A 19447-nucleotide genomic window follows, 5' to 3' on the forward strand; every position below is an offset into this window, starting at 1 on the left:
TTGGTTTCTCTAAATTCCGAGCTTTCCGTTCGTGTTCAGTTACATAAATTCTCTAACGAGCTTTTACTCGTTCTTAGTTTGTTTGTTTAAAAGCTTCCATCATCTCGATAAACTCGTCAAATAGGTAGCTTGCGTCGTGTGGACCAGGGGCTGCATCTGGGTGGAATTGCACGGAAAAACCTGGTTGGTATCTGTGACGTACACCTTCAACTGATTTGTCATTGATTTCTTCGTGGGTGATGATCAAATGCTCTGGCAAGTCCTCACGACTGACTGCATAACCATGGTTTTGGCTGGTAAAGTCTACACGTCCTGTTGCAATCTCACGTACCGCGTGGTTAAATCCACGGTGACCAAACTTCATCTTGTAGGTCTTAGCCCCGTTTGCCATAGCAAAGAGTTGGTGTCCCATACAAATTCCGAAGATTGGAATTTTTCCTTGCACACCACGAATCATGTCCAGTGCTTCTGGAACGTCTTCTGGGTTACCTGGACCATTTGACAACATAACTCCATCAGGATTTAGGTGGAGAATTTCTTCTGCCGTTGTTGAATAAGGAACAACCGTCACGTTACAGTTACGCTTAGAAAGTTCACGTAAGATTGAGTGCTTGAGACCAAAGTCTACTAAGACCACACTCAAACCAACTCCAGGAGCCGGATAGGAAGTTTTAGTAGAAACCTGCTTGATATTGTCTGTCGGCAAGACTGTTGCTTGCAGCTGGTCCGTCACATGGTCCATACTGTCTCCAACATGGGTCAAGGTTGCACGCATAGTGCCATGCTTACGGATAATCTTAGTGAGGGCACGCGTATCAATCCCTGAAATACCCGGAATTTTCTTGGCTTTCAAAAACTCATCCAGCGTCATTTGGTTGCGCCAGTTGCTAGCTCGACGTGCCTCTTCGAAAACGACCACTCCCTTACAAGTTGGAATGATGGATTCATAATCATCACGGTTAATTCCATAGTTTCCCACCAAAGGATAAGTAAAGGTTAAGATTTGTCCATTATAAGACTGGTCTGTAATGGATTCTTGATAGCCGGTCATCCCTGTGTTAAAGACGATTTCGCCTGTTACATCAATATCTGCTCCGAAGGCCTTGCCTTCAAAAACTGTGCCATCTTCTAATACTAGAAGTCTTTTTGTCATATTTTCACCTCTCGTGGACGCTCACTGGCGTCTTTTAACGTCTTGTGTTTTCATTGGCGTTTCTACTCGCCAATACGGATTCTAAGATTGCCATTCGAACAAAGACACCGTTGGTCATTTGTTGGACAATGCGTGATTTTGGCGCTTCAACCAAGTGGTCAGCAATTTCCACATCTCGATTAACTGGAGCAGGATGCATAATAATGGCTTCTTCTTTTAAGCGATTATAGCGCTCTTGGTTCAAACCGTGTTGAGCATGGTAGTCTTCTTTTGAAAAGACCGCTCCACTTCCATGGCGTTCATGTTGAACTCGGAGTAACATCAGAACATCCACCTGATCAACAATCTCATCAATAGTTACAAACTGTCCATAGTCCGCAAATTCTTGACTTCTCCATTCCTCAGGTCCTGCAAAGTATAGTTCAGCTCCCAAGCGTTTCAAAATCTGCATATTGGACTTGGCAACACGTGAGTGGTCCAAGTCGCCTGCAATAGCAACCTTGAGACCCTCAAAGTGCCCAAATTCCTCATAAATGGTCATCAAATCAAGCAAGCTCTGGCTAGGATGTTGACCTGAGCCATCACCACCATTGATAATGGAAGTCGTAATCGACGGACTCGCAATCAACTCTCTGTAATAGTCAACCTCTGGGTGGCGAATCACACAGACATCCACTCCTAGAGCAGATAGGGTCAAGATGGTATCATACAGTGTCTCACCCTTATTGACCGAACTAGTCTTCACATCAAAGTCCAGTCGCTCCAATCCTAGCTTAATCTCTGCCACTTCAAAGGACTTATGTGTTCGTGTAGAATCCTCAAAGAAGAGATTCGATACGATAGGTTTGTTCTCGTAGGGAAGTTGGGCTCCATTTTTAAACTCAATCCCTCGTTTGATCAATTTCATCACTTGATCAACTGTAAGATCTTCCATGGACACCACATGGTTCAATACTTGTTGATTTTCTGACATGGCTACTCCTTCAGCTTTCTAAGCTTCTTCAGTAATCAGAACTCTGTCTTGGCCATCAAGTTCTGTCATCTCTACGATGATTTCTTCAGAACGACTGGTTGGGATATTTTTCCCAACGTAATCTGGACGGATAGGCAATTCTCTATGTCCACGGTCAACTAGCACCGCAAGACTCACGCGCGCAGGACGACCATGGCCGACAATGTTATCAATAGCGGCGCGGATGGTACGGCCTGTATAGAGTACATCATCCACCAAGATAACTTCACGGTCTGTCACATCAACAGAAATCAAAGAAGTATCTTCTCCGCTTTTAACATCATCACGGAAAGGTTTGGTGTCCAATTCCACAACAGGAACAGTGATGTTTTCCAACTGCTCCAAGCGTTCTTTGATACGATGAGCGATGAAAACACCACGCGTTTTTATCCCAGCTAGGATAATTTTATTCAAATCTTTATTGCGCTCGATAATCTCATAAGTAATTCGCGTAATCGCTCGTTTGACAGTCAATTCGTCTACAACTTCTTTTGTCTTCATGACAAACCTCCAAAAAGAAAAGTCTCCTTCTACAAGGAGACTTGAAATGTATAGCCAAGCGAGCCCTACTGTAAACAGTATAGACTTCACCCTTCTACTTTATCGCGCTCCTTGCCTGCCTCACGGGACAGGTTTAAAGGACTATTTAGTTATCATTTACTATAGCACAAAGCACCCTTAAAATCAAGCAAAAACTTTTTCAGAGTCCACTTAAACATTGCTAAAATCATATAACTGGGGATAGTGGTCACATTCTGGATTTTTAGGATGACAGATAGCTCGTCCAAAGTAAATCATGGCCTGGTGGGCTGCTAACCATTCTTCTGGTGGTAGGACGTCCATGACACGTTTTTCTACTTCAAGTGGCGTAGCTGATTTTTTAACGATATCGTGATGCTTACAGATACGCTCCACATGAGTGTCCACTGCAAAAGCAGGAATTCCAAACCCCACACTCAATACTACATTTGCTGTTTTACGACCAACACCCGCTAGACTTTCTAATTCCTCTCGAGTCTGAGGGACTTGACCATCAAAATCGTCTAATAGTTGTTGGGCACATTTTTTAAGGAATTTAGCCTTATTTCGATACAGTCCCAGACGAGAAATGTGTGAAGCAATTTCACTTTCAGTCGCGACAGACATGGCTTGTGGTGTCGGAAAGGCAGCGAAGAGACCTGGTGTGGCCTTATTTACCGCTGCATCTGTCGTCTGAGCTGACAACATCACCGCAACCAAGAGTTCAAAATGATTGGTAAAATCAAGACTAGGCTTAGCATCTGGAAAAAGGGCAATAATTTCCTCTATGACATGACGGGCACGTTTCTTGGATAAAACCATCTACTCGTCTCCATCAAATAGTCCTTGCAAGCCAGCAAATGGACTGTTTTCTTCTTTCTTGACTGCTTGTTGGGCTTGATATTCGTCTTCAGTCATGATTTGCCAGTCATTTCCTGACACAAAAACTTGGCCCGCCTCTTCTTCTGCCGTCAAGACTTTGATAGGAATATTGAGCAGAATATTATCTGCTACGCTCTCAGCAAGGTCAATTTCCCCATTTTCGATAGGCAAGACTAAGTCATCGTCTAGAACTTCCTGGTCCAGTTGGTTGGTCGCTCCTTCCATGAAAACTTCTGTGACTGGATAAGACTCAGCTAACTCAACCGGCTCCATACTGCGGCTGGAAGCAAGGACAATTGTATATGACAACTGATAGTCTAAGAAATACAGACGGTCTTCATACTGTACCTTCCCCACTGCAAGGATATTTTTGACATCTAAAATCTCTTGATTTCGTTTACACAATTCTGCTGCCAGGTCTAAAGCTTGTTCAAAATGCAGGCCTTCAGGTTGCTTACGAATTTCTTGAATATTTAATTTCATATTTCCTCCATAAAGATGTACTCACTTGATTATACCATGAAAAGGCTACAAATCAGCCCATCAAACTTTGTAATTAAAATCTCATTTTTTAACATATTTACTATGACAAACTTTCCTATTAGTGCTATACTATAGGCAAGAATAGATCAGAGCAAGGAGGATGCTCATATGGAAGACAAAGCACTCATCACTGAAGCTTACCAACTCCTTTCCGAGTTAAATAAAAGCTACCAAAGCTGTAAACAAGGAACAGCTGATGATCTTCGACTGCAAGAACTGCTGAATAGCACTCTCAAGGAACTTAAAAAAGCGGAAAAGCTAGACAACAGTATCTTAATCGACCTTGAGAAATTTTACCAACATACCAGTCTTCTGATTGGACTAGGGAGCCTAAAACTAAACGATCAAGCTCGTGCTGCTTGGCGCAACTATGACAAGTTCCACTACGAACATGTCAAACACGTGCTAACTCTCTATGGGCCTGTTTTCGGATTTTAGAGTTTATAATTTTAGATTTACTATTGACAAAATTTCCTGAAAGGTATAGGATAGAGGTACTAATACTCGGAGGTAAGGGAGACATGAACAACTAAGTCTATCAAATAAAGAATCTTTATTTAGTAGATCTTGTTTTTGTCTCTTTTTGTGTGCTCTTTTCATACTAGATTTTCTAGTATCTTGTCCCCATTGAAAATCAAAAAACTAGAAAATTATGCTCCTCTTGGGTTGGGTTAGACAACTCCAAGCTAGTTTGACGAGTTTTTCAACGAGGATAATAGAGTTTTGACAGTGACTTTGGGCTCTACTAGATAAAGTAGAGCTTTTTGTTATGCACTATCGACATTCTAGAAAGGGCAACAATATGATAAAAATCAATCATCTAACTATCACGCAAAACAAAGATCTACGAGACCTTGTATCTGACCTAACCATGACTATCCAAGACGGGGAAAAGGTTGCTATTATTGGTGAAGAAGGAAATGGTAAATCGACTTTACTACGAGCTTTAATGGGAGAAGCATTATCTGATTTTACTATCAGGGGCGACATCCAGTCTGACCTTCAATCACTGGCCTACATTCCTCAAAAGTTACCTGAGGAGCTAAAAAATAGGACTCTACACGATTACTTCTTTTTAGATTCCGCTGATTTAGACTACAGTATTCTCTATCGCTTGGCGGAGGAGTTGCACTTTGATAGCGACCGTTTTGCTAGCGACCAAGAAATTGGCAGTCTATCAGGGGGCGAAGCTTTGAAAATTCAGCTCATTCACGAGTTAGCAAAACCTTTTGAGATTCTATTTTTAGATGAACCTTCAAATGACCTTGACCTTGAGACGGTTGATTGGCTAAAAAGGCAGATTCGAAAGATTAGTCAAACTGTTATTTTCATTTCCCATGATGAAGACTTTCTTTCTCATACGGCAGATACTATTGTCCACTTGCGGCTGGTCAAGCATCGGAAAGAAGCGGAAACGCTAGTCGAGCATTTAGACTATGATCGCTATAGTGAGCAGAGAAAGGCTAGTTTTGCAAGGCAAAGTCAGCAAGCTGCTAACGACCAGAGAGCCTATGACAAAACCATGGAAAAGCATCGTCGCGTCAAGCAAAATGTAGAAACTGTACTTCGAGCTACCAAAGACAGTACTGCCGGTCGCCTATTGGCTAAAAAGATGAAAACTGTTCTCTCTCAAGAAAAACGCTTTGAAAAGGAAGCTCAGTCCATGACCCAAAAACCACTTGAAGAGGAACAAATCCAACTTTTCTTTTCAGACATCCAACCATTACCGGCTTCTAAAGTCTTAATCCAACTGGAAAAAGAAAATTTATCCATTGGCGAGCGCATTTTAGTTCAGGGGATACAACTCACTGTCCGTGGCCAAGATAAAATCGGTATCATCGGGCCAAATGGTGTTGGGAAATCAACTCTGTTAGCCAAGTTGCAGCAACTACTAAGCGCCAAAAGAGAAATATCGCTTGGTTTTATGCCACAAGATTACCATAAAAAACTACAATTGGATCTATCTCCAGTAGCCTATCTCAGCCACACTGGACAAAAAGAGGAACTACAGAAAATCCAATCTCACCTAGCCAGTCTCAATTTCAGCTATCCAGAGATGCACCACCAAATTCGCTCCCTATCTGGTGGGCAACAAGGTAAACTCCTACTTTTAGATTTAGTGTTGCGCAAACCAAACTTTCTCCTTCTGGATGAGCCTACACGAAACTTTTCTCCCACTTCTCAACCTGAAATCAGAAAACTCTTTACCTCCTATCCCGGCGGTCTGATCACTGTTTCGCATGACAGACGCTTCTTAAAAGAGGTCTGTACGAGTATCTATCGTTTAACAGAAAATGGTTTAGAAGTCGTCGATTTACAAGATTTTTAGATTTTAAACATAGCAAAAATCCAGAGAAATCTCTCTGGATTTTTTACATGTGTTTCAAACGTTCGATTCGTTCTGAGATAGGTGGGTGGGTATAAAAGAGTTTTTGAAGTCCGCCACTTTTCTTAGGATCATTGATATAAAGAGCGCTGCTGGCATCGTCAACATGGTGATGCATCGGCTCGCTATCCTCCAACTTACGCAAGGCATTGATCATCCCTTGAGGATTGCGAGTCAGCTCCACACTGGATGCATCCGCCAAAAATTCCCTCTGACGGGAAATGGCTAGTTGCACCAAGGTTGCTGCCAAGGGAGCCAAAACAATTGCTAGGAGAGAGATGACAAGCATGATAATCTCTAGACCATTTCCATCGCGATCATTATCACTCCGTCTGCGACCTGCGCCACCCCACCACATCATCCGTCCTGCCATACTAGACAGAAGGGTAATGGCACTGGCAAGGGCGACAGCAATGGTCGAAATGCGGATATCGTAGTTTCGGATATGACTGACCTCATGCCCCATAACGGCTTCCAGTTCCTCGCGATTCATGATAGCTAGAAGGCCCGAAGTGGCTGCGACAGCTGCATTCTGCGGATTCGAACCTGTTGCAAAGGCATTTAAAGATGAATCCTCAATAATGAAAACACGCGGCATGGGAATCTGAGCGACCATGGCCATATCTTCCACTACATGGTAGAGGTCTGGTGCTGTTTGTTCATCAACCTCACGCGCCCCATTCATAGACATGACAATCTCTGTAGATTGAAAGATCATGGTCAGAGCGTAGATAAGACCAATAATCAAGGCAATAATCATGCCACCAAGACCTGAACGCATAAAGAGATAGCCAACAGCATAACCAACCAAGGCCAAGAGTAGGAAGAAAACCAGCAACAAAATCCAGGTTTTTCGTTTATTGCTCGCAATTTGATCAAACAACATCTTAGTCACCTAATCCGCTAAAGTCAACTTTAGGAACTGCCTTTTCCTCTTCAGGTGTTTGAAGGAAGTCTGCAGCTTTAAAGCCAAATAGTCCTGCGATGATGTTACTTGGGAAGCTTTCAAGTTTTACATTGTAGTTGCTGACAACACTGTTGTAGAGTTGGCGAGAGTAAGAAATTTTATTTTCTGTATTGGTCAACTCTTCTTGCAATTTGATAAAGTTAGCACTAGCTTTCAAGTCTGGGTAATTCTCTGCTACTGCAAAGATACCAGAAATCTGGCGGGTAAGGGCATCACTGGCCTTCATCGCTTCAGCTGGTGAAGTTGCTGCGGCTACTTGTCTTCGAAGTTCTGTCACTTTTTCCAAGGTAGATCCTTCATATTTGGCATAGCCTTTGACTGTTTCAATCAAGTTTGGGAGGAGATCATTACGACGCTTCAACTGAACATCGATCTGGCTCCAAGCCTCCTTGGTTTGCATACGATTTTTCACCAAACCGTTATAGCTAACAATCACAAAAATAACAATCAGAGCCAAAACTCCAAGAATAATCCAAGTCATAATCTTATTCCTTTCTGCTTTTAGATTAATACTAGTATATCAAATTTTTAATGAATATGGTAAAATAAGATGATACTAGAGAAGGAAACTACTATGAAACCAGAAACATTTTACAGCCTACTAGCGGAGCAAAACCTTTCACTTTCAGACCAGCAAAAGAATCAATTTGAACGCTATTTTGAACTCTTGGTCGAGTGGAATGAGAAGATTAATTTGACCGCTATTACGGATAAAGAAGAAGTCTACCTTAAGCACTTTTATGATTCGATTGCACCTATTCTGCAAGGCTTGATCCAAAATGAGAATATCAAACTTCTTGATATCGGGGCTGGGGCAGGATTTCCTAGTCTTCCTATGAAAATCCTCTATCCTCAGTTAGATGTGACTATCATTGATTCGCTCAATAAGCGCATCAACTTCCTTCAGCTTTTGGCTCAGGAGTTGGATTTGGATGGTGTTCACTTCTACCATGGCCGTGCAGAAGACTTTGCCCAAGACAAGAACTTCCGTGCTCAATATGATTTTGTAACGGCTCGTGCGGTTGCACGCATGCAAGTCTTGTCTGAGTTGACCATTCCCTATCTTAAAGTTGGTGGAAAACTATTGGCACTCAAGGCCAGCAATGCCCCCGAGGAATTGCTAGAAGCCAAGAATGCCCTCAATCTGCTCTTTAGCAAGGTTGAGGATAATCTCAGCTACGCCCTACCAAATGGAGATCCGCGTTATATCACTGTGGTCGAAAAGAAAAAGGAAACACCTAACAAGTACCCAAGAAAGGCTGGCATGCCCAATAAACGCCCGCTTTAAACAATTTACAAAATCAACCTCGCTCTCTTATTTCTTGACTCGGGAAAAAATGATTTACAAAATCATACCTCGCTCTCGTATTTCTAGGCTCGGGAAAAATTCGTTTACAAAACGAATTTTTTCTGCTATACTATCCTAAGCAAAGGTTTTTAATGTCATCCTGTGAGGTGACGAAGGCGCAGATTTATATAAATTTTTAAAAGATAGCTATTTTTTAAAAAGTCTTACTCTGAGGGCCTATTGCTGCAAAATAATGGGCTCTTTTTTGGTGCCCAAAAGTGAGGTTTTTATGAAACAGGAATCAACTGTTGACTTGTTACTAGACGTTGATCAACGTCCTTCTGCTGGTAAAGGTATTCTTCTAAGTTTCCAGCACGTATTTGCCATGTTTGGTGCGACCATCTTGGTACCCTTGATTTTGGGAATGCCTGTATCTGTTGCCCTTTTTGCATCCGGTGTTGGTACACTGATTTACATGATTTCTACTGGTTTTAAGGTTCCAGTTTATCTTGGTTCTTCATTCGCCTTTATCACAGCGATGTCTCTAGCCATGAAAGAAATGGGAGGGGATGTATCAGCTGCACAAACGGGGGTTATCCTTACAGGGTTTATCTATGTCCTTGTGGCTGCAAGTGTTCGTTTTGCGGGTACGAAATGGATTGACAAACTCTTGCCACCAATCATCATCGGACCTATGATCATCGTTATCGGTCTTGGACTTGCAGGTTCAGCCGTGACCAATGCTGGTCTTGTAGCTGATGGAAATTGGAAAAATGCTCTTGTAGCAGTTGTTACTTTCTTGATTGCTGCCTTTATCAATACCAAAGGAAAAGGCTTCCTACGAATCATTCCTTTCCTCTTTGCCATTATCGGTGGTTATATCTTCGCTATGATGCTTGGTTTGGTTGACTTTACCCCAGTCCTTCAAGCCAACTGGTTTGAAATTCCTGGTTTCTACTTGCCATTTAGTACAGGTGGAGCCTTCAAGCAATATGACCTATACTTTGGACCTGAAACAATCGCTATCTTGCCAATCGCTATCGTAACCATCTCTGAACACATTGGAGACCACACAGTCTTGAGCCAAATCTGTGGCCGTCAATTCTTGAAAGAACCAGGTCTTCACCGTACTCTTCTTGGTGACGGTATCGCAACCTCTGTTTCTGCCTTCCTAGGTGGACCAGCTAATACGACCTACGGAGAAAATACTGGAGTTATCGGTATGACTCGTATCGCTTCTGTCTCTGTTATCCGTAACGCAGCCTTCATCGCGATTGCTCTTAGCTTCCTAGGTAAATTCACTGCCTTGATTTCAACCATTCCAAATGCTGTGCTTGGTGGCATGTCCATCCTTCTCTACGGAGTTATCGCCAGCAACGGTCTAAAAGTTTTGATTAAAGAACGCGTTGACTTCAGTCAAATGCGTAACCTCATCATCGCAAGTGCCATGTTGGTACTTGGACTTGGTGGGGCTATCCTCAAACTTGGCCCAGTTACACTTTCAGGTACTGCTCTATCAGCCATGACAGGAATCATCTTGAACTTGATTTTGCCACACGAAAATAAAGACTAATCATTTAGATACATAAAATCCACTCAGTTGAGTGGATTTTTTATTTATGCTTACTTTCCAGCAGTAAATCTTTCAAAGAAATGATAGTCACTGCAAGCAAAATCATGGCCATACCGACAAAATCAATCGCATAGAATTGCTCCTTCATAATTAGAAAGGCAAAGAAAACAGCTGATATGGGCTCTATGGAAGCCAATAAACTGGACTTAACTGGCCCTAATAGACTAGCTCCTTTTAAGAAGGCTGTATAGGAAAAGACTGTCCCAATAAGGATAATGCCCGCAAACGCAAGGAGGAAATCCAAACTTGTTGGGATAGCAGTCTGTAGAACACCTGTAAAAGGAAGGGCGACCAAACCTGCTATGACCATTCCCGCACCAATCACCAACATGCTTCCCCACTTCTTAATCAAAGCAATAGGGAGGATAATATAGAGGGCATAGGTCAAGGCTGAAAAGAGGCCCCAGAAAAGACCAGCAGGTGTGACCGACAACTGGTCAAGTTCCCCATGCGTTGCAATAAGAAAAGTTCCTCCAATTGCTAAACCAATTGAAATAATCTCTGCCAGAGTCGGCGCCACCTTATCCTTGATGCAGCTATAAATCAAAACCCCGACAGGACAAACATACTGAAGCACCGTCGCCGTTCCTGCATTGGTCTCCTGAATAGCAGACAGATAGGCAAATTGGTTGAGAAAAAGACCAATCAGAGCAAAAATAAGAAGAGACAGCAGACTCTTTCTATCCTTTAAAAAGGCCAGCGTTTTATCCTTTCCAGTAGAATAAGCCAAGACCATGAGTACCCCCCCGGCGATTAAAAGACGCAAGTCGGTCAAGACCAGAGCCGAAATCCCGTGTGCCATTAGGTATTGGCCACTGGTTCCAGACAAGCCCCAAGCAATCCCTGCCACTACTGTATACAGAGTTCCTTTTACGGTTTTTGACATACTTCTTCCTACTCCTCTTGACGAATCATTTCCATCACTTGGTTTCGATCGACTATCCACTGGGCACGCTCATCCTTCTCATACGTTCGATTGGATAGAAAGATAGCCGCTTCCTGCTTCTCCCGATTCCACATAATGAAGGTACCTGTATAACCCGTATGGTCGAGCCAAGCTCCTTCCAGATTCCATGATAGAGACCGCTCCTTATCATCTAAAGGAGAAAAATTTCGGCTCAATTCTGCAGCAAAATCATCTTTCAAGTAATGTTCCAGAAAGATCTGCAAATCCTTAACAGTCGAAAACAAACCAGCACTTCCAGCGTGTTTCCCTAATAGACGAGCTTTGGGATCATGAATGATTCCGGCCTCCACCCCTCTCACTGTTGGGACAGCTTGCTCAACGGGGCCAAACTTGGTTCCCGTCATTCCCCATGGTTCCAAAACTTGTTCTTCTATAATCTGATCCAAGTCTTGGTTAAAGATTTTTTCCAAAAGAAAGCCCAAGAGTAAAAAGTGAACGTCCGAGTATAGGAAGGCTGGCTGATTTCGTCTATTGAGGTGAAACATGGCTTCTTTTAATTCAGGGGCAGTCAAGAGGTCCCGATTTGGAATAAAGGGGTCCAAGTCTGTGGCATGGGTCAGAAGCTGCCGTATAGTGATATCAGGATAATCACACTCCGGTAAAAAATCCGTTACCGGTCGCTCAATATCGAATGTGCCCTGCTGCCACAAGAAGGTCAAAACCGTCCCCACTCCCACGACCTTACTCACACTAGCCAGATCATAAACCAAGCCGGCCTCTGTCTTCAAGCCCCGTTCTGGATCACTCAATCCCAGATAAGACTCTTTCCATTCACCATCCTTATAATACGCAAAAGAGGCCCCGGGATAAATCCCTGCCTCGATTTGATTTTCTATTTTTCTTAGAATTTTTTCCCACTTCATGCTTCTTCAAACCACAATTCAATGTTATTGGTATCTTTACCAAGGAAGAATTTTTCAGACTTTGGAATAAAATAGTCTGTGCCTTCAAATTTCTGACGAAGACTAGTCAACTCTAGATCCTTTACCAAAAATTTCAGCATAGACAAGTCCCAGGTAACATTGTTTTCAACAGCCAAATCTGGTCCTTGCCCTTTAGTAAAGGTAATTGCTGGCGCTACTCCTTCAGGATCAAGTAAACTCTCTGTCCCTTCAGGGAAACGCAACTCCATAGAAACCTCAAATTGACTCACGTATTTTATACTTGTATTTGAATAAAATTCAGGAACAGTTTCCAGTGGAACCAGATCTCTTACATCATTTTCCGCATGAACAAGGATCACATCCTCTTCAGGAGAAACAATCTCAAAAGCATACCCACGTTTTCCTTTAAATAGACGAGGAAGAGACTTCATTTGAGAAAGAAGGGCCTCGATTTCAGAAGGATTTTCAACCTTTATCAAGAGTCTAGCTAGCTTCTTAAGTCCTTCAACTCTGCGTGTTCGCATGCTTGGAGACTCTTCTAAAATCAATCTCTCCGTAGCTGTCTGATCACCTAGAGAAATAAAGGCAGACTCTTCCAGCAAAGGTTTCATCCCCAGGGTTTCAATGTAAAATTTTTCATTTAATTTTCGATTATTAACTTTCAAAGTCGGAACGATCCGAACAATCTCATTCACATTCATAAATTCCTCCAACTCTTTTATTTTAAAGGATTTTCGAATATTTTACAAGCCATATCTATTTTATTTAAAAATTTTATAACAAAAAAACTGGGATACCCCAGTTTCGTTTCTTATAGGTAAAGTAGTTTGAATAGTGCTACTGCTGCAATACCCGCTGCAATTGGAGCTACAACTGGAACCCATGCATACCACCATTTTGAATCACCCTTGTGTTGACCAAGAACTGATTTTGGAAGGAGTTCGTGAAGAAGACGTGGTCCAAAGTCACGAGCTGGGTTCAAACCAGGACCAGTAGGTCCACCGAGTGAAGTTACCAAGGCCATTACTAGGAAACCAAGTGCCAAGTGCGCAACTGAGATCCCAGCAGCTGTATGTGGAGCCACTTGAGCTTTCACTGCCAATTCACTTAAATCAACAGTTTGTCCAGCTTGAGTAGCCATTTGTTTCATGTATTGAAGAACCTCAGCACCAAAGAAGTTTTTAGTCATTCCTAGGGCTGCAAAGAAAAGAACAAATGAACCTACAAACTCATTGAGGAAGCCGTTAACAGTAGCTGCAAAACGTGATTCTTTTGTACCGTGGTCGATGCTTGAAATTGTTGAGAAGGTACCCAAGATATTGTTTGGATTTTCTGTCTTCAAGTAGTAAGGACGGTGAGTCGCTACAACCAAAGCTTGACCAAAGATTGCTCCCAAAACTTGTGCTAGGATGTAATATGGTACTTGCTCCCAAGAGAAAAGTCCACTAACAGCAAGTCCAAGAGTGAAAGCTGGGTTGATGTGGTTACCAGATACATTACCAAACATCAAGGCTGGGATCATAACCCCCATACCATAACCAACCGCGATAACGAGCCAGCCACTTTGGTGACCTTTCGTACCTTTAAGTTCAACGTTAGCAACTGCACCATTACCAAGAATGATCAAAATAGCAGTTCCCAAGAATTCTGTGGCATATTTAATAGCCCATGTAAAATCCATTTGATAGATTCTCCTTAAATTTTTTTAGACAATCCTTATTCTATCAATTTTTAGGCCTTTTAGCAATATCTTTTCTAAAAGAATCTATGGAAAACGCTTTATTTAACTTATCTTTAAGAAAAGGACAAAAGGAGCCAAACTCCTTTTGTCCTAATCATTATTCTTGACGCTTACCAAAGTCTACAATCATCTGCTCCATCTCTTGGCGACTCGGAGTGGTCAGCATATAAAGGTAGTCCCCTTGTAGCTCTGCAAAGGCTGCTGGCATGATTTTTTTGACCTTGAATTGCTGGCTGTACTTAGCAAGCAAGTCTTCTTCTGAATAGACATAGTTTGCATTGGCACGACGTGATGTAGCTAAACAGTATTGTGGTTCAAACTCTGATGCTGGGAACTCTTCTCCTGCGACAATAGCTGCATAGCCACGATAGAGGTCCAAAGAGTGAGCAAAGTTATAAACATCAATGGTAAAGCCACCTGCAGGACGGTTATTGTACTCAATGGCAATGTAGTCGTCCCCGTCACGGAAAAACTCGATATGGAAAAAGCGTTCTCTCATTCCAAATTCTTTGACGATGGCCTCGCCATACTTGCGCAGCTTAGGATCCATATCCTTAAGCACATAGTAAGAATTGTCCATCTTATAAATCATGAGATCAAGTGGTGTATGGGCATAATCGAAAGTCGTTGAAAAGACGATATTGCCATCCTTGTCCACAAGCCCGTCAAAGGTACAGATTTCACTAGAAGTGACAAATTTCTCAAAGAAATAAACGGTAGAATGGTCCCACTCTTCCTTGAAGTGATTTACATCTTCTTCTGTCTCAAGCTTAAAGGTTGCTGCCGCTCCCACTCCGTTATCAGGTTTGGCAATCATTGGTAGGCCAATCGTCTCGACTGCTTGGTCTACATCTGCTTCTGTCTGGATAACAGCCCCAGGTACAACTGGTACGCCTGCCTTCTGGAAGAGTTTCTTCATCTCAGACTTAAACTTGGTTTTTTTAAGATCTTCGGGTTTGGCACCAAAGACATTGAATTGTTCTCTGAGTGTTGCGTCTAGTTCAAGCCAGTATTCATTGTGCGACTCGATGCGGTCGATAGGACCATGCTTGTAGAAAAGAAAGGCAACAGCACGCTTAACTTCGTCTATGTTCTCAAGATTGTCTACACGGAAATACTCGGTCAGGCTATTGCGCAAAGGCTCATCCAGTTGCTCGTAGGGTTCTTGACCAATTCCCAATACTGTGATGCCTTTACTAGCTAGTTCAATAGTAAACTGTTGAAAGTTTTGTGGATAATAGGGAGAAATAACAAGGTAATTCATAGGCAACTCCTTTTATAGATACAGGTGTCCAAGAAAATAAGGCATTTGTTTACGCCACCATTCCCAGTCATGGGCTACATCGTGTCCCCATTCAGCAAACCAGGCTGGAATTTGTTTCTGGTCAAAGGCTTCTTTGAGCTTGTAGAAAGATGGCAGACCATCTTGTTCCCAGGCACCAAGTCCCGTACAAACGACGATTTCTGCCTGACGGTAACGATCAATAAACCAGCCGTCGTTTTGATTCCAGATATAATCTACTGGCGAGTTTTGGTAAATAGCATCGTCATTGTAGTAATCGCCAACAAAGAAACGTGCGTCGTAAACACCACTGAGGGCAATCACCTTGGTAAAGACATCTGGATGCTGGAGAAAGAAATTAAGTGCATGGTAAGCCCCCATTGAGCATCCTGTCGTCATCATGCCATCAAACCAACCTGTCTTATGCTTGATAAAAGGAATGGCCTCCTCAATTACATAGCGTTCGTAGGCGCGGTGCATCTCCGCCTGGTCATGAGCATTTTTCCAAGTAGCCAGCCAGCTCTCACTGTCCACACTGGATAGCGTAAAGAACTGGACGCGGCCCTCCTCGATAAAGGAAGCACAGGCATCAATCATGCCAAAATCATAGTATTCATTGTGACTGCCACCAGATGAAGCAAAAACAACAACTGGAATCCCAGCATGTCCATAACGGTTGAGATACATTTCACGGTTGAGATGGCCACTCCAGTGGCTAAGGTTTTCAATATGCATTGGCTTTCTCCTTTCCTAACTTACCATTTCTCTGCAAAAAATCGGAGACAGTCTGGTAAATTTTCCGACCATGGAATCTCACTATGGATAGCACCAGACTGAACTTTCAAAACAAGATTATCCAAGTGTACTCCACCTGCAATCAAATCACGGTAATAGCGAAGCGACGAATCGATATAGGCTTGCTTGATATTGCCAGCCATCAAGGTCTTGTCCGTATCGTCTGCTTCTTCTGTTCCTACATAGATGAAAATGCGCTGTTCAGGCGACAATTTCTTGCGCTCGATATAGCGGTTAAAGGCTTCTTGGTGAAGCCAGTTAGCAGATGAGAAGACACCTAGACAACCAATTCGGTCTTGGTACTCTAGTCCGATAAACTGAGTAATATTGCCTCCTAGTGACGAACCAATCATAGCCGTATGCTGGCGATCAGCTTTGGTACGATAGGTTTCATCGATAAAAGGCTTGACCACTTCCATGACAAACTCGGCATACTCCACACCCTTACCGCCAAACTGTTGACCTGGGATAGGAGATTCTTGGAACTTCCAAGCAGCGTACTCATGCATCCTCCCCAAGCCATCATTGTCAATAGCAACAACAATCATGCGACTGATGTCAGGATTTCGCTTAATAGCTGGAATAATCTTCCAAGAGTGACCGATATAGGACTCCTTGCTGTAAAAGACATTTTGCCCATCATGAAAGTAAACAACAGGGTAAAAACGGTCTGTGTCTTTCTCGTAGTCCTTTGGCAGGAGCACACGCACACGACGCTCCTTTCCTGTATAAGGAACTTTGAGTTTGTGTTCTTTCATTTTTAAGTAAAAGTAGGAATGATTCATTGTCAGAAAACTCTCTATATTCAAAATTTTATCTCATTATACCATAAAAATAGAAAAAAAGTCAGTAATTGTCCATTTTAAGGGATAAATAACTAACTTTTCTCACTTAATATTCTAAATTCTTCTGGTTTTTCTGATTAGAGGAGATTATCAATTAACTCATCGACAGCATCTTTTTCAGCTTGTGGTGTAATCTTCGTGATCATAATCCCTGCCACTGCACGCTCAACCAAACCTTCAACATCCATCCTTTTTTCATACTGCTCAGCATTCTCTATCTTAGGATTAGTCTTAGGACGATCAGGCGCAAAAATAGTACAGCAGTCCTCAAAAGGCTGAATTGAAATTTCAAAGGTATCGATTTCCTGCGCGATGTCAATGATTTCCAACTTGTCCATCGTAACCACGGGACGAATAATTGGAGTGCTAGTCACAGCGTTGATAGTCTGCATGCTTTCCAAAGTTTGGCTCGCTACTTGACCAAGACTTTCCCCATTGATGATAACTAAACCATTTCGTACCTCACGGATACGGTCGGTAATGCGCATCATAAAACGACGCGTCAAGGTCATAAGGTAGGCTTCTGGCGCCTTAGCCTTGATTTCCTCTTGAATCTCAGTGAAAGGCACCTCAATAAACTGGATATTGCCACCAAACTTGGTCAATTTCCGAGTCAAATCGTGGGCTTTCTTGAGGGCACCAGGACTAGTATATGGCGGGCTAGCAAAGTGAACCGCCTCAATATCTACCCCTCGTTTAAGAGCTAGATAACCTGCTACAGGTGAGTCAATCCCTCCTGACAACATGAGCATGCCTTTACCAGAACTTCCCACAGGTAATCCTCCTGCTCCACGAAAGGTTTCATAGGAAAGATAGGCAGCCTCCTCACGAATCTCAACCTGAAGATTAATATCTGGATTTTTCATCTGAGCTTGCACGTTTGGAATAGCCTCGAAAACAGCACCACCAAGAGTTTGATTAAGTTCACGACTATCCAATTCGAAGTTGTGGTCGCTACGCTTACTAGTGATTTTAAAGGTCATCCCTTCCTTATAGATTTCCTTCATAATCTCTTGGACAGCTGATTTAAGGACTTCTACAGACTTTTCAACTTTATAAACGGGAGAAAAGTTTTGGATCCCAAAGACTTGTTTGAGAGATTCTGCTACTGCTGTATAATCAGCTCCATTCAGGTAAGCGTGGGCACGGTCGCGGTCTGCGGTTACCTTAACTTGAGGATAGATGGACAAAACGTCCGAAATATTATTACGAAGTTTATTGATGAAACGCATACGATTTTTGTGTTTGGTTGACAATTCTCCATAGCGAATCATAATTTCTGAATATTGCATAAATGCTCCTATCTTACTTTTCTAGTTTGATTGTAAATTAATTTTAGCTTGGTCAAAAACTGCTCAACCTGACTCATATCATTTTCAAGGTCTAGGCTAAGACGCACAGCTGACTGGGCCTTATCCTTGTCCACTCCCATGGCAATCAAGGTCCCCGCAGGTTTCCCAGCCTTGGACGAACAAGCAGAGGTTGTGGAAATGAAAATATCATAGTCTTCAAATGCATGAACGATGACTTCTCCACGAACCCCCTTAATCCCAAAAGTCAGGATATGAGGGGCAAAGTCTTCCTCATCCGAAAAGACAAAAATATCTGGATAATCCAGAAGGGCTTGACGAATGACTGCCTTCATCTGCCCTGTCTTGCTAGCAAAGATAGCTAATTTTTCCATAGACAAACGGAGGGCCTTGGCTGTTGCTGCAATCCCTGCTACATTCTCAGTTGTCGAACGATAGTCTCCCTCTTGACCACCACCTGTTAAAAGAGGCATGATCCTCTTACCAGACTTGATGTAGACAAAGCCAACACCTCTGACACCATGAAACTTATGGCTCGAAAAGGTCGCAAAATCCACTCGATCCGTCAGATAGTTTTCAGTCGGAATCTTAGCAAGTGCCTGAACTGCATCAACGTGGAAAGAAATGGTCGGCTTATCTGCTAACAGTTTCGAAATAGCCTCAATAGGCTGGATAGAGCCGATTTCATTGTTAACTGCCATGATGGAAACGAGGATCGTATCAGGTCGTATCAAATTCGCTAGAGCCTCAACATCCACAAATCCTCTGCTATCAACTGGGGCAATATCCACCTCAAAACCTTGACTTTTAAGCCAAAGGGCTGATTCCTTGACTGCTGGATGTTCAATAGCTGACACAATAATGTGCTTGCCAAACTGGGCTTTTTCAAAGGCCACACCCTTGATGACCCAGTTATCTCCTTCTGTACCACCTGAGGTAAAGAAGATTTCATCACTTTTCTTGCCAATCAAATCTGCAATTTGCTGCCGGGAAGCATCTAAAATTCGTGTTGCCTGATCTCCCAAACGATGGAGACTAGATGGATTTCCTACAATTTTTGAAGCGACCTGCATGTAGGTTTCAAGTGCTTCAGGATAAGGCTTGGTTGTCGCCGAATTATCAAAGTAGATCATGTTTTCTCACGCTTTCTAAAATCACTCCTTCTATTGTATCACGAAAAGAGACCTGCGACAAGAAAGGGAGGTTTCTCTTTTTTTAAGATTTTTTTAAAGAAATGAGG

At 42.5% G+C, this 19447-nt stretch carries 20 protein-coding genes; 4 read left to right on the forward strand and 16 right to left on the reverse strand.

Translation table 11 applies throughout. The features are described from left to right. Positions 1-73 precede the first annotated feature (73 nt). The 5 genes from V470_06225 to V470_06245 form a co-directional block, all read right to left on the reverse strand. On the reverse strand, positions 74-1153 hold the full coding sequence (locus V470_06225; GenBank protein ID AHZ48015.1) for a carbamoyl phosphate synthase small subunit: 1080 nt from the start codon (positions 1151-1153) through the stop codon (positions 74-76). Positions 1154-1187: 34 nt separating this feature from the next. Further along, positions 1188-2126, reverse strand: a complete 939-nt coding sequence (locus V470_06230) for an aspartate carbamoyltransferase catalytic subunit (GenBank protein ID AHZ48016.1) — start codon at positions 2124-2126, stop codon at positions 1188-1190. 18 nt (positions 2127-2144) lie between these two features. Beyond that, a complete protein-coding gene (locus V470_06235; protein ID AHZ48017.1) occupies positions 2145-2666 on the reverse strand; it encodes a phosphoribosyl transferase in 522 nt (173 codons plus the stop codon). A gap of 210 nt (positions 2667-2876) precedes the next feature. Then, entirely contained in the window at positions 2877-3506 is a 630-nt protein-coding gene (locus V470_06240; protein AHZ48018.1) for an endonuclease III, read from the reverse strand. After that, entirely contained in the window at positions 3507-4049 is a 543-nt protein-coding gene (locus V470_06245) for a DNA-binding protein (protein ID AHZ48019.1), read from the reverse strand. A 168-nt stretch (positions 4050-4217) separates the two neighbouring features. Between V470_06245 and V470_06250 the strand changes: the two genes are divergently transcribed. Continuing rightward, positions 4218-4547: a helicase BlpT gene (locus tag V470_06250; protein AHZ48020.1), complete on the forward strand. Its 330-nt coding sequence runs from the start codon at positions 4218-4220 to the stop codon at positions 4545-4547. A 331-nt stretch (positions 4548-4878) separates the two neighbouring features. Next, positions 4879-6438: a multidrug ABC transporter ATP-binding protein gene (locus V470_06255; protein AHZ48021.1), complete on the forward strand. Its 1560-nt coding sequence runs from the start codon at positions 4879-4881 to the stop codon at positions 6436-6438. A 43-nt stretch (positions 6439-6481) separates the two neighbouring features. Here the strand turns inward: V470_06255 and V470_06260 are convergent, their stop codons facing one another. Continuing rightward, positions 6482-7381 (reverse strand): heat shock protein HtpX, encoded by a 900-nt coding sequence (locus V470_06260; GenBank protein ID AHZ48022.1) that lies wholly within the window; start codon positions 7379-7381, stop codon positions 6482-6484. A 1-nt stretch (position 7382) separates the two neighbouring features. Next, complete coding sequence (locus V470_06265; GenBank protein ID AHZ48023.1) at positions 7383-7943, reverse strand: membrane protein; 561 nt, start codon at positions 7941-7943, stop codon at positions 7383-7385. A gap of 93 nt (positions 7944-8036) precedes the next feature. Here V470_06265 and V470_06270 point away from each other — a divergent pair, with 93 nt between their 5' ends. Then, positions 8037-8750 carry a 16S rRNA methyltransferase gene (locus V470_06270; GenBank protein ID AHZ48024.1) on the forward strand — a complete coding sequence of 238 codons (714 nt, stop codon included), beginning with the start codon at positions 8037-8039 and terminating at the stop codon, positions 8748-8750. 289 nt (positions 8751-9039) lie between these two features. Next, positions 9040-10323: a uracil permease gene (locus tag V470_06275; protein ID AHZ48025.1), complete on the forward strand. Its 1284-nt coding sequence runs from the start codon at positions 9040-9042 to the stop codon at positions 10321-10323. A gap of 40 nt (positions 10324-10363) precedes the next feature. On the opposite strand, the gene V470_06280 is transcribed toward V470_06275, so the two are convergent. The 9 genes from V470_06280 to V470_06320 all read right to left on the reverse strand — a co-directional run bounded on the left by V470_06280 (position 10364) and on the right by V470_06320 (position 19340). Continuing rightward, positions 10364-11269 (reverse strand): multidrug DMT transporter, encoded by a 906-nt coding sequence (locus V470_06280; GenBank protein AHZ48026.1) that lies wholly within the window; start codon positions 11267-11269, stop codon positions 10364-10366. 8 nt (positions 11270-11277) lie between these two features. Then, complete coding sequence (locus tag V470_06285; protein ID AHZ48027.1) at positions 11278-12213, reverse strand: beta-lactamase; 936 nt, start codon at positions 12211-12213, stop codon at positions 11278-11280. Continuing rightward, on the reverse strand, positions 12210-12935 hold the full coding sequence (locus V470_06290) for a proteinase (protein AHZ48028.1): 726 nt from the start codon (positions 12933-12935) through the stop codon (positions 12210-12212). Before V470_06290 ends, V470_06285 begins: the two co-directional genes overlap by 4 nt. Positions 12936-13045: 110 nt before the next feature. Then, positions 13046-13915, reverse strand: coding sequence for a glycerol ABC transporter permease (locus V470_06295; GenBank protein ID AHZ48029.1), 870 nt, complete (start codon positions 13913-13915; stop codon positions 13046-13048). A 157-nt stretch (positions 13916-14072) separates the two neighbouring features. After that, positions 14073-15239, reverse strand: a complete 1167-nt coding sequence (locus tag V470_06300; protein ID AHZ48030.1) for a carbamoyl phosphate synthase large subunit — start codon at positions 15237-15239, stop codon at positions 14073-14075. 12 nt (positions 15240-15251) lie between these two features. Next, complete coding sequence (locus V470_06305; protein ID AHZ48031.1) at positions 15252-15992, reverse strand: esterase; 741 nt, start codon at positions 15990-15992, stop codon at positions 15252-15254. A gap of 20 nt (positions 15993-16012) precedes the next feature. Next, entirely contained in the window at positions 16013-16837 is an 825-nt protein-coding gene (locus V470_06310; protein ID AHZ48032.1) for an esterase, read from the reverse strand. 137 nt (positions 16838-16974) lie between these two features. Beyond that, a complete protein-coding gene (locus V470_06315) occupies positions 16975-18189 on the reverse strand; it encodes a thiamine biosynthesis protein ThiI (GenBank protein ID AHZ48033.1) in 1215 nt (404 codons plus the stop codon). An 8-nt stretch (positions 18190-18197) separates the two neighbouring features. Next, a complete protein-coding gene (locus V470_06320) occupies positions 18198-19340 on the reverse strand; it encodes an aminotransferase V (GenBank protein ID AHZ48034.1) in 1143 nt (380 codons plus the stop codon). Positions 19341-19447: the final 107 nt, after the last annotated feature.

The sequence above is a fragment of the Streptococcus sp. VT 162 genome (assembly GCA_000688775.2).
Classification (GTDB): Bacteria; Bacillota; Bacilli; order Lactobacillales; family Streptococcaceae; genus Streptococcus.